This window comes from Terrimonas rubra (assembly GCF_042686025.1).
GTDB classification, from domain to species: domain Bacteria; phylum Bacteroidota; class Bacteroidia; order Chitinophagales; family Chitinophagaceae; genus Terrimonas; species Terrimonas rubra.
This window is the reverse complement of the sequence record NZ_JBHUOZ010000003.1, coordinates 139,200-151,464: the sequence shown is the minus strand read 5'-3', so window position 1 is coordinate 151,464 and position 12,265 is coordinate 139,200. Positions and strand designations below refer to the sequence as shown.

Genomic DNA, 12,265 nt, shown 5'->3' with positions numbered 1-12,265 from the left:
CGGCATATTGCAATACCAAACTATTCAATCTAAAATCTCAAATATCCAAGTCATTACCAACAACTCATTCACTATTCACTATTCACCACTCACTATTCACTCAATAAACTTAATTTTCTTCTCTCCAGTATCCACTACTGCACCAAGTTGTTGCAGGTGTTCATAAAAATCAGGATAAGATTTATTGATCGCATCGGCTTCTTCAATAATTGTTTCCCCGTTTGCTTTTAATGCCGCTACCGCACAGGCCATGGCAATACGGTGATCATGATGCGAATGTACAACAACTCCTTTTAATCCCTTGCCGCCATGTATCACCATTATGTCATCTTTTAATTCAACCTGTATGCCCATTTTTCCAAACTCCTGCTGTAAAGTAATACCGCGATTACTTTCTTTATGTGCCAAACGGCTTACGCCTTTGATAGTGGTCTCACCTTCGCAATAAGCTGCCAGGGCCACTAACGGAGGAAACAGGTCAGGGCAGTCAGTTGCATCAAACGCAAAAGCCTTTAATTTTCCGGGATGTATCACTATCTGTTTTGCTTCAATGGCAATACCACTGTTACAATCTATTAAAGCCTGTAAGATGGCTTTATCGGCCTGTGTTGATACGGGGCTTAAACCTCTCACGGTAATCGGCCCTGCAATGGCGCCGGCTACCAGTAAAAAAGCGCCGCCGCTCCAGTCACCTTCCACTGTATAAGAACGGGCAGCAGTTTGTGTTACAGGCTCCTGCCCGCTAAATACAAATTCACGGTGATCTTTATTTTCCGGAACCGGCAAGCCGAATTGCTGCATTACATCGAGGGTAAGATCAATATAAGGTTTGCTTTTCAGGTCATTTACTGTAATCGTTACAGTTTCATTTACCGTAGCCCCGGTTTGTTGTACCGAAGCTGCATAAGCCAATAACAAGCCGGTCAGGAACTGTGAACTCAATGATCCGTCCACTTCAATATTTGCAGGCACCAGCGGACCTTGTACGGCCATTGGCAATTTACCTTCGTTGCTGGTGATGTTTACTGCCAACTGAGGTAATATTTCGTCAAAGAAATTCATCGGCCTTGTTACCAGGCTGCCTTCACCGGTGATGGTCACCTTCTCCTTACTCAGTGCTACCAGTGGCGTAAACATCCTGATGCTTAAACCCGATTCACCGCAGTTTATTTCCGGTGCTACCGGTTTAACACCGTTACTGGTAATAACAAGTGTATCGCCCTGCTCACTCACCTCAGCACCTAATCTTTTAATAATATCCAGGGCGGCTTTATCATCGTTACTATGCCCGGGGTTATAAATAGTACTCTCCCCTTTCGCTACCAATGCTGCTGCACAGGCCCTTTGCATAGAGCTTTTTGAGGCTGCCGCCTGTATATTTCCTGATAACCCCGAAGGTTGTATCGTTACTTTCATCTTTACTTAATCTGATTATAATGATTATAAGGCCATGATTATCTCCTGCAGATCGGTCAGCGGAATATTTTTTACTACGCCTTTACCAATCTTATCCAGCAGCACATAGTTCATAGTGGTTCTTTCCCGTTTTTTATCGTGCTTTAACACATCCAGTGCTTTTTGTTTATCAAACTCGGCGTAGGTAGGCAGGTTGTATTTTTCCAATAACTGCACAACCCTCTCTGTCTGTTTAAAGCCGGTCAGCTGTTCAGAAATATGACAGGCATAGGTCATACCTATAGATACAGCCTGGCCATGTGATAACTCATACTGGTTTTCCAGGGCATGCCCCAGCGTATGTCCAAAGTTCAACAGCTTCCTGTCACCCGTTTCAAATTCATCCTGTTGCACCACTTTGGTTTTTATCAGCGCATTCCTTTGTACCAATGCACATATTTCCTTCTTTTTACCCTGATAGGTACGGAACGAATGCTGCTCCAGTTGTTTAAACATGGCCGCATCTTTTATACAGGCATGTTTAATAATTTCGGCAAACCCGTTTTCCCATTCCGCTTGTGGCAGCGTATTCAGGAACTGCATATCGTGCAGTAAAAAATCGGGCTGACGGATAATGCCCACCAGGTTTTTATACACGCCCACATCAATACCGTTCTTACCACCGATAGAAGCATCAACGAGTGCCAGTAAAGAAGTGGGTACAAAACCAAACCTGATACCACGCATATACACTGCCGCCACATAACCGGTGATATCAGTAATTACGCCACCGCCAACGCCTACCAAAGTTGTCTTGCGGTCGGCTTCCATGCTGATCAGTTCATCAATCACCGCATCCACCGTTTGCTGCACTTTAAATTCTTCACCGGCTTTTAATACAATCGTATTCCAGCCTTTGAATCTTTTTTCGTGCAAGGCATAAATATGTTCATCTGTTATTAAAACGGTATGTTTTATATCCACAATATGTTTCAAGGCTGCAAATCCTGCCGCGAAATAATATTGTACTGTGGCATTGCTGAATGTAAACTTCTGCGCTTTTAATGGCCTGGTTACCGCTTTACTCATGTTTGCTGGTTATTGGTTACCCTTAGTAAAAGACTAAAGCTAACATAAATTAAAGATTATTATTTACCGCCTGGATAATCAGCACCCAACCGGTAATACTGTTGTAAATGCACAATAGTATTACCGGACGATGCAGTGTGCGACGCAACCAACCGCCCCTTTGGGGCCGGGGGCATAGCAGCACTTCAGCCGGCTACCTAAAAACTAGGCGTCCATTACTTTCTTCTGGTGATTGATACTCTCCATGTGTACCGCATCAAAGTATTTGGTAATAAACTCGCGGCTTAATCCTAATTTTTCGCCATTATCAGCCACACGCTCCAGTATTTCGTTCCAGCGGTTGGTTTGTAAAATGGTAATATTGTTTTCTTTTTTGTATGCACCAATTTTATCAGCAATTTTCATACGCTGGCTCAGTATCTGCATCAGCTCATCGTCCAGGTGGTTGATCTGCTGGCGTAAAGTTTCCAAAGCAGCATGGTACTCTTCAGAATTAATATCTTCTTTTCTCCAGATGATCTCATCCAGCATTTCCTTTAAACGCTCAGGTGTTACCTGCTGTTTGGCATCGCTCCAGGCATTATCGGGATCAATATGACTTTCAATCATCAGGCCGTCAAAGTCAAGGTCAATGGCTTTTTGTGCGGTGCTGAATAAAATATCGCGACGTCCGCAAATATGCGATGGGTCATTAATGATAGGCAACTCCAGGTTACGGCGTTTCATTTCAATGGCCAGGTGCCACATGGGTGCATTACGGTATTCGCTGTTACCATAAGAAGAGAAACCACGGTGTATCAAACCAATTTGTTTAACACCGGCACGGGCTACACGCTCCACAGCGCCGCTCCATAATTCCAGGTCGGGATTAATGGGGTTTTTAATCAATACCGGTACATCTACACCGCGTAATGCATCAGCTACTTCCTGAACGCTGAAAGGGTTAACGGTGGTACGGGCGCCGATCCACAATACGTCCACATCAAAAGTAAGGGCATCCTGTACCTGTTTGGCAGTTGCTACTTCCACAGCTGTAGGTAAGCCGGTCAGTTCTTTTGCTTTTTGTAACCAGGGCAGGCCTTTGGCACCAATACCTTCAAACATACCGGGTTTGGTACGTGGTTTCCAGATACCGGCACGTAACATATTCACCTTGCCTGTGGCGGCTAAACGTTGTGCGGTGCTCACTAATTGTTCTTCCGTTTCAGCACTGCAGGGCCCACTGATAATAAGTGGCCTTTTGGCCCATGCATCCTGTACTGCTTGTTTTGCTGATTGCGCTGCTGCTTGCATTGTATTTGTTTTTTGGAGTTGTTTGTTTGGTAATTTATTTTATAATCCTCTTTATCTGGTTAGCCTGTTCTATCAGGTCTTTGAGATCATTGTCTTTTTGCTCAACAATTAATTGTTTAAACTTTTCCAGCTGGGCTATATGTTCGGTCAATACATCCAGGATATTATCCCTGTTTTGCAGGAAGATGGGCGTCCACATGGCCGGGCTGCTTTTTGCCAGCCTCACCGTACTTTCAAAACCCGCGGAAGCCAGTTCAAATATGGCGTTATCCTCTTTCTCTTTTTCCAATACCGTATTGGCCAGGGCAAATGAAGTGATATGCGAAATATGACTTACATAGGCCGCATGCACATCGTGCGCATAGGCTTCCATTTCCAGCAGGCGCATACCGATTTTGGTATACATATTTTTTACCCAGGCCAGTGCATCCGGGTCAGATGCTTCCGGGTTACAGATAATCACGGCTTTATCGGCATAGGCGCCACGCACCGCTGCCTGTGGACCGCTGTATTCGGTACCCCACATGGGATGCGTGGCTACATATCTCCCCCTTTTGGGATGGTTTTGTACGGCCGCAATCAACTGCGACTTGGTTGATCCTAAATCCACTACTATCTGGGTGGTTATCTTATTCAGCACTTCCGGTAAAAAGCTCACCATCTTGTCAACCGGTATCGATAAAATAATTACTTCCGCTTCCTGTATCGCCTCATCCAGTGGTAAACTTTCATCCACCAGCTCCAGTTCAACCGCTTTACGGGCATGCGCTTCATTGGCGTCCACACCAATAAGCTTTGATGATAATTTTTTTTCGTGCAACTGCAGGGCCAGCGAGCCGCCCATAAGGCCCACACCTACTATCGCTATTTTCTTCCTCTGGCCTATCATACTATGGTTTGTTTAATCCTGTTAATAGCCTCCTCCAGTTTTTCCACAGGCGAGCAAAGGCTTACTCTTATAAAATCATTCCCTGCCGATCCAAAAATGCCACCCGGTGTAATGAACACATTGGCATTGTATAAAACCTGGTCGGTCACATAACCGCCGTTACCCAGTTCATGCTCATTCGCTGAAACATTTTTAGGTTTGGCCCAGATAAACATACCTGCCTGGTTGGGGGCAATGGTACAGCCGATCAGCTGCAACAACTCTTCAGCCTTGGCCCTTCTTTCAGCATAAATTTTATTTACGCCATCGTACCATTCCTGCTCAAGGCTCAATGCTTTGGCTGCCGCCAGTTGTAAGGGCAGGTACATACCGCTGTCCATATTACTTTTAAAACGCAGTACCTCGTCAATACGTTCTTTGCTGCCACATAACATACCTACCCGCCAGCCTGCCATATTATGACTTTTACTTAAGGAGTTCAGCTCCAGTGTAACAGCTTTTGCACCTTCCACACTTAAAATACTGATGGGGTTATCATTCAGTATAAAACTATAAGGGTTATCATGAATAATGAGCAACTGGTGTTTTACAGCAAAAGCCACCAGCTTTTCAAACAGGGCTATGGATGCCTGTTGTCCCGTTGGCATTTGCGGGTAATTCACAAAAATGGCCCTGTACACTTTGGTGTTACTATTATCTGCTTCCAGCAATAATTTTTCTATGGCATCAAAATCGGGCTCATAATTATTTTGTTCCAGCAATGTATAGTACACCGGCTCTGCGCCTGATAATTTTACAGCGCTGGAGTAAGTAGGGTATCCCGGGTTGGGCACCAATACTTTTACGCCGGCTTCAAAATAGGTCATACAGATATGCATAATACCTTCCTTACTACCGATCAAAGGCAATACCTCCGTATCTGCATCCAGTGAAACACCATACCATTTTTTATACCAGCTGCACATGGCATTACGCAATACCGGCGATCCTTTATAGGACTGGTAACCGTGTACATTTGCTTTCAAACTCTCATCCTGCAACACTTTCACCACATCGGGGTGCGGCGGCAGATCGGGACTGCCAATGCCCAGGTTAATAATATTTTTACCTGCTTTGTTCAGTCCGTCTATCTCCCTTAATTTTTTCGAGAAATAATATTCCCCAATCCCTTCTAATCTTTTTGCTGTTTGCATCTTCTTATTATTACAAATATTTTTTCTTTTGTTATCAGCGGCAGTACTACTATCAGCTTCTGTTGCGTCGCACTCTTCAACTGCAACAATTTTATTCAGCATTATGCAAGTGTCTTAGTAATATCAAGACTCCTCATTGCCAAATTTTCAAATCATCTAATTACCAAATTATTTCCATACTCCTTTCTTATACACCCCATACACTTTCACATGCTCTGTTAACGGTTTAATGGCTTCCATTACCTTATACAAGATATCTACATGGGCAAACTCCATATCCGCATGAAAGCTGTATTTAAAATCTGTACCGGGTATGGGAAAGCTCTGCAGCTTGCTCAGGTTAAGATCCATGTCCGCAATTTTATTCAGCACTTTGGACAGGCTGCCTTTCGAGTTATCGGTATGAAAATATACCGATGCCTTATTGGCTTCTTCCACCGGCTGGGCTATATCGGCACGTTGTAATATTAAAAACCGGGTATAGTTATTTTTCAGGGTATGAATATTCGGCGCTATCACGTCCAGGTCGTATAACTCGGCCGCCAGTTTGCTGGCAATAGCGGCAATGGATTTGCTTTTATGCTGGTGAATATGTTTAGCGCTTAAAGCCGTATCATCGGTTTCCACCAGCTTCCATTTATAATTATCCAAAAAGCCGTAACACTGTTGCAGGGCCATGGTGTGTGAGTGTACTTCTTTAATATCTTCCAGTTGTACACCACGGTTCACCAGCAGGTTTTGTTTTATTTGTAAGTACACTTCTCCAACCACTTGCAGGTCCGATTTAAGCAGAAGGTTGTAGTTAGGTAAAATGCTGCCGGCAATCGAGTTCTCAATAGCCATTACCCCGCCATCGCTTTCCTTTTTATTACCAGCCAGGCTTACCGACTCGCGAAAGGTGGCACAGGGCAATACCTCTACTTCCTTACCAAAAAACACGCGGGCAGCCACCTGGTGAAAACTGCCTTCATAACCTTGTATCGATACTCTTGTTGCCATATACATTCAAAAAAAAAGTCCCGGCTTTATTCGCCGGGACTCTTGTATTTATTCGTTTATTTATTTACTAAACTTAGTACAAAACATTCCCGGCCCTCGTTCTAAAAAAGAAGAAGTAATAAAAACTAAAACCAAAGAATGTATTGTTTGCTGTCATTGCGCAACAAATATAATCATCTAAATGAAAGAAAAAAATTTATTCTCGCGTTCTTCTACGGCCGCCACCGCTGTCAGCATCGTTCATCCTGATCTTACGGCCTTTGAAATTTTTACCATCCAGCGCCTTGATCATCTTGTTGGCAGAAGGACCGGCTTCTACTTCCACCCAGCTATTCATCTCTTTCATATCAATACGGCCTAACGCATCTTTACGCAAATCGCTCATATCTAAAATGAATTGTAAAAAGCTGGCTTTATAAAAACCATCTTTGGTACCCAAGTTAACAAACAACCGTTGGTAAGCGCCGCCACTGTTCCTTCTTCCGGCACCAGCAGCACTACGTCCTGCATCACCCTGTCCTCTGCGATCCAGCTCACGGCTTCCACGATCACGTTTGTCCTCCCGTACATTTAAGTCGGTCGCGTTTTCATAGTATTTCAAAAAGCGGTCAAACTCCAATGCGGCTACACGCTGTAAAATTTCTTCCTTGGTAACCTCGGCAAACTTTTCCTGTAAAGCAGGTATATAAGCCTCGTACTCATTGCTGGAAATATCGGCTGATAACAACTTATCGGTGAAATGGAAAAACTGTTTACGGCAAACATCTTTTCCACTGGGAATATCCATTTTGGAAAAACGTGTATTGACAATTTTTTCAATCTGGCGTAAACGGTACAATTCACGTGGTGTAACAATCGACAGTGATACCCCGTCACGACCGGCACGACCGGTACGGCCGCTACGGTGTGTGTATACTTCGGTATCATCCGGTAACTCGTAATTGATCACGTGTGTAATACCTTGCACGTCAATACCACGGGCGGCCACATCGGTAGCAATCAGTAACTGGATGCTTTTTTCGCGGAAACGTCCCATTACTTTATCACGCTGTGCCTGGGTAAGGTCGCCGTGTAAAGCCTCTATATCATACCCTTCACGTATCAGGCGTTCGGTAATTTCCTGTGCGTCGGCTTTGGTACGGGTAAATATGATACCATATATACCGGGGTTAAAGTCAATGATACGTTTTAAAGTTTCGTAGCGGTTGATATGTTGGGTAGAGTAATACTGGTGATCGATATTGGCATTGCCCGAATTCACCTTACCCACCGTAACCTCGAAAGGTTGGTTCATATACCGCTTGCTCACCTTACGTATTTCCTGTGGCATGGTAGCACTGAATAACCAGATGCTCTGACGGTTGGGGGTGTTTTGTAAAATAAACTCAATATCATCTTTAAAGCCCATGTTCAGCATTTCATCGGCCTCATCTAATATTACGTAATGTATTTTTTCCAGGTTAATGGCCTTACGTTCAATAAGGTCAATTAAGCGGCCGGGAGTAGCCACTACAATATGGGTACCTCGTTTTAATTCACGAATTTGTTCGCCGATAGAAGCACCACCATAAACGGCTGTTACATGAATACCTTTTGTTTTCTTCTTAAAAGCATCTAAGTCATTGGCTATCTGCAAACAAAGTTCGCGGGTAGGGCAAATGATCAATGCCTGGGGGTGACGCTCCGCAGCGTCTAATAATTGTAATACAGGCAAACCAAAAGCGGCCGTTTTACCAGTTCCGGTTTGTGCTAATCCTATAAAATCTTTTGTTCCTTGTAATAATACAGGTATAGCTTGTTCCTGTATGGGGGTGGGTTGTACAAAACCCAGTGCACTGATGGACTCAAGTAGCCCGTCCTGAACACCTAATGATTCAAATGTAGTCACAGATCTATTTTATTAATTGAAGGCGCAAAGGTAAACTAATTTAAGGGGGTTTGGGGTTTTATTTTACCACGGCGGCCGTATAGGGGATAATGAATTAAGAATTAAGGATATATAAAGCTGAGAGCGGAATGCTGAAAGCAGAAAGCTCAAAGCAGAATGCTGAAAGCGAAGGGCTTATTGTAAAAGACCGGTTAAAAAGGTGGAAGGCATAAGGAGTAGGGATAAAGCCGAAAAAAGGATTGTTAGTCTACTTACCTGTATCATTTACAGCCTCTTACAAAACGTAAGAGCCACTCCTGTGGAATGGCTCTTTAACGATTGCTTGCCTAAAATTATTTAACAGCTGGAGAATCAACTTTAACAGCTGGAGAGTCAAGTTTAACTGCAGGAGAATCTGGAACTGCAGGAGGAGCAACGATTGGAGAATCAACTTTAACTGCTGGAGAATCAGAAGTTTCTTTGTTTTCTGCTTCGTTGTTACAAGCTACAAAACCTAAGCTAGCTACTGCTAATACGATGAAAAGCTTTTTCATTAGTGACGTTTTTAATTTAGTTTTTTGAAATATTTCTGATGTTAATACGATTATGAAAAAAAGGTAACCCGTTTTTTTAAAATAATTTTTCTTTGCTGCAAAAGGGTTACTATTTTTAAAAAAAAGTATTAAAACTGTAGGTGTGAAAGTTGCGTATAACGAAAAGGAACTACTTAAAGGACTGGCCCAGAACGACAAAACGGCAATTGAAACCATTTATAAACAAAATTATAATATGGTTCAGTCGCTGATTATCAATAATAACGGATTAGCTGACGACGCAAAAGACATTTTCCAGGAAGCCTTGATTGTACTGTATGAGAAAGTAACTGCAGGCAATTTTGAGCTTAACTGCCAGATCAAAACCTATCTCTATTCTGTATCCAGAAGACTGTGGCTCAAACGATTACAACAAACCAACCGGTATTCCTCTGATCTTGTGCATACCGACCAGGTGGTGGCCGTTGAGGAAGACCTGGAAGAACACCAGAAGAAGGATGACGAATTTGAGATGATGCACCAGGCGCTGGCAACCCTGGGCGAACCGTGTAAAAGCTTATTGGAGGCCTTTTATCTGCAAAAAAGAAATATGCAGGATATTGCCTCCGACTTTGGCTACACCAACGCCGATAATGCCAAAACGCAGAAGTATAAATGCCTGATGCGTTTAAAGAAAACATTTTTTGCAAAATATAATAAAGGCGATTTGTGATGTTAGACAATAACCAGATAATGATGTTAGATTCTGTTGAACGGTACATTAAGGGCGAAATGAACCCTGATGAACGCCTGTTTTTTGAAAACCTGCGTAAAACCAACAGCGAGATCGACCAGATGGTGGTAGAACATACATTGTTCCTGCGCCAGGTGAACCGTTATGCCACACGCAAAGATTTTGCAGCCGGTTTACAGGATATTCACCACAAACTGGAAAACGCCGGCAATATTACTACCCCTGCTAACGAGCAAACGGGTAAATTGGTGTTTTTATGGAAAAAATACAGGCGTGTGGCAGGCATTGCTGCCAGCATAGCCGGTGTAACAGCTATAGGTTTATCCTTACTGTTCAATTCCGTAGCCCCCCATCCTAAAGATCCGCAGGTAAAAGAGCTGGTAAGTAAGATTGATGTATTGAACGAAACAACCAAACAACTCGACCAGAAGATTGAACATGTTAAGAATAAAGCTGACAATACCGCTGCAAATAATAATGATATAGCTATCAATGCCCGTTACAATGGTACCGGCTTTTTAATTGATGGTAAAGGTCTCATGATCACCAATGCCCACGTGGTAAAACGTTCCGTTAATATATATGTACAGAATAATAAGGGCGAAAAATTCAAAGCCATTGTGTTGAAACAGGATCCCGCACGTGATGTGGCCATTATTAAAATAGTGGACGACCGTTTTAAACCCGTTGCCTCCCTGCCTTATGGCATCCGCAAAACAGCATCGGATATTGCCGAACCTATATTCACCCTGGCTTTCAATGATAAAATGGTTTACGGCGAAGGTTACTTAAGTGCCAAAACCGGCTTCAACGGCGATACCCTGAGTTTCCAGATATCGGTACCGGCTAACCCCGGTAACAGTGGTGGCCCGGTATTTAACCGTAACGGTGAGATCATTGGTATCTTAAGTGCCAAAGATGTTGGTGTAGAAGGTGCTGTATTCGCTGTACAATCCAAATACATTTTCCTCGCGCTGGACAGCTTACGCAAAAACCAGTTGTACGAAAAAGTAAAAGTGTCGCAAAAATCAACCCTGAGCGGTTTAGACCAAACGGTACAGGTGAAGAAGATTGAAGATTATATTTTTATGGTGAAAGGGGATTAGAAGTTAGATTTTAGATTTCAGATATAAGATTGTAGAAGGGTTCTTGTTTTACAGGAGCCCTTTTTCTTGCCCCTTATAAATTTTCAAACTCTCATCATAAGCGTTTTATAAGCAATCCCAGGTGCAAAAAAGCCGCCCCAAAGAGACGGCTCATATATTTCGGAGTATATCATCCATTACCCACACCAGCACATTAGCAAATAAGCTAATTATCACATTAGGTTAAGCTTCTTTCCACAGATACGCGGGGTAATCGCCTCTTTCAATTAATTCGTTCAGACTTTTTTCTACAAAAGGAGCATCTTCTTTGTATGTAACGCCAAACCAGGATGAGCTGGTAGGAATGATCTCTACTTTACCACCATCTTTAATAAAACGGTCGGCCACAATGGGAATAAAGAATTCCGATTTTAACTCCTGGCCATGGTTTTGTAAAAACTCGCGGAACAGTTGCATGTTATAATTAAAGAAAGAAGGATCAAAGCACCAGAAGTTCATAGATACACGGGTATCCAAAGGCAGCTCTTTGGGCTCCAGGTCATCATCCACCAATATTTTATCGCCTTTTTTAGCAATATTGATACGCTCAGTAATGGTAGCCAGGTTGCCGGTAATATCCAAACCACATACACCGCGGTTTACCGTACCGTGTTCAGATAAGGTTTTTAACAGGTCATAACCTACAATGGCATATGTTTTTTCGTTACAATCGTTACGTAAAAAATCAGCAGCTACTTCAAAGGAATTCTGTCCGTAAAAATCATCGGCATTAATAACAGCAAATGGTTCATTTACGGCATCCTTGGCACATTGTACGGCATGTGAAGTCCCCCAGGGTTTGGTACGCTCTTCCGGAAACTGATAGCCCTCGGTAAAAGCATCCATATCCTGGTACACATATTCAATAGCAATTTTACCGGCAAGCCTGGGTTCAAAAATTGCCTTAAATTCTTCAGCAAAACTGCGGCGGATAATAAACACCACTTTACCAAAGCCGGCACGGATAGCATCGTAAATTGAGTAGTCCATAATGGTTTCGCCACCGGGACCAAAACCCTGTATCTGTTTCATACTACCGTAACGGGAGGCCATGCCGGCAGCTAAAATTACCAATGTAGGTTGCGTCATATTAGTTATTTGAGTTGCG

At 43.1% G+C, this 12,265-nt stretch carries 11 protein-coding genes; 2 read left to right on the top strand and 9 right to left on the bottom strand.

Going from position 1 to position 12,265, the window contains the following annotated elements; genetic code table 11:
* Positions 1-96: 96 nt before the first annotated feature.
* The 8 genes from aroA to ACFS6H_RS10200 all read right to left on the bottom strand — a co-directional run bounded on the left by aroA (position 97) and on the right by ACFS6H_RS10200 (position 9,279).
* Positions 97-1,416, bottom strand: a complete 1,320-nt coding sequence (gene aroA, locus ACFS6H_RS10235) for a 3-phosphoshikimate 1-carboxyvinyltransferase (protein WP_386097970.1) — start codon at positions 1,414-1,416, stop codon at positions 97-99.
* A gap of 24 nt (positions 1,417-1,440) precedes the next feature.
* Positions 1,441-2,484: a 3-dehydroquinate synthase gene (aroB, locus tag ACFS6H_RS10230; RefSeq protein ID WP_386097968.1), complete on the bottom strand. Its 1,044-nt coding sequence runs from the start codon at positions 2,482-2,484 to the stop codon at positions 1,441-1,443.
* Positions 2,485-2,688: 204 nt separating this feature from the next.
* On the bottom strand, positions 2,689-3,777 hold the full coding sequence (locus ACFS6H_RS10225) for a chorismate mutase (protein ID WP_386097966.1): 1,089 nt from the start codon (positions 3,775-3,777) through the stop codon (positions 2,689-2,691).
* Between the two features lie 34 nt (positions 3,778-3,811).
* Positions 3,812-4,666: a prephenate dehydrogenase gene (locus ACFS6H_RS10220; protein WP_386097964.1), complete on the bottom strand. Its 855-nt coding sequence runs from the start codon at positions 4,664-4,666 to the stop codon at positions 3,812-3,814.
* Positions 4,663-5,859 carry a pyridoxal phosphate-dependent aminotransferase gene (locus ACFS6H_RS10215; RefSeq protein WP_386097962.1) on the bottom strand — a complete coding sequence of 399 codons (1,197 nt, stop codon included), beginning with the start codon at positions 5,857-5,859 and terminating at the stop codon, positions 4,663-4,665. Before ACFS6H_RS10215 ends, ACFS6H_RS10220 begins: the two co-directional genes overlap by 4 nt.
* A gap of 168 nt (positions 5,860-6,027) precedes the next feature.
* Positions 6,028-6,858: a prephenate dehydratase gene (locus ACFS6H_RS10210; RefSeq protein WP_386097960.1), complete on the bottom strand. Its 831-nt coding sequence runs from the start codon at positions 6,856-6,858 to the stop codon at positions 6,028-6,030.
* A 196-nt stretch (positions 6,859-7,054) separates the two neighbouring features.
* Positions 7,055-8,746, bottom strand: a complete 1,692-nt coding sequence (locus ACFS6H_RS10205; RefSeq protein ID WP_386097958.1) for a DEAD/DEAH box helicase — start codon at positions 8,744-8,746, stop codon at positions 7,055-7,057.
* A gap of 332 nt (positions 8,747-9,078) precedes the next feature.
* Positions 9,079-9,279, bottom strand: coding sequence for a PG1828 family lipoprotein (locus ACFS6H_RS10200; protein ID WP_386097956.1), 201 nt, complete (start codon positions 9,277-9,279; stop codon positions 9,079-9,081).
* 142 nt (positions 9,280-9,421) lie between these two features.
* Here ACFS6H_RS10200 and ACFS6H_RS10195 point away from each other — a divergent pair, with 142 nt between their 5' ends.
* Positions 9,422-9,991, top strand: coding sequence for an RNA polymerase sigma factor (locus ACFS6H_RS10195; protein WP_386097954.1), 570 nt, complete (start codon positions 9,422-9,424; stop codon positions 9,989-9,991).
* Positions 9,992-10,011: 20 nt separating this feature from the next.
* Positions 10,012-11,118 carry a S1C family serine protease gene (locus tag ACFS6H_RS10190; RefSeq protein WP_386097952.1) on the top strand — a complete coding sequence of 369 codons (1,107 nt, stop codon included), beginning with the start codon at positions 10,012-10,014 and terminating at the stop codon, positions 11,116-11,118.
* Between the two features lie 222 nt (positions 11,119-11,340).
* Here ACFS6H_RS10190 and ACFS6H_RS10185 read toward each other — a convergent pair whose 3' ends face one another.
* A complete protein-coding gene (locus ACFS6H_RS10185) occupies positions 11,341-12,246 on the bottom strand; it encodes a nucleotidyltransferase family protein (protein ID WP_386097950.1) in 906 nt (301 codons plus the stop codon).
* Positions 12,247-12,265: the final 19 nt, after the last annotated feature.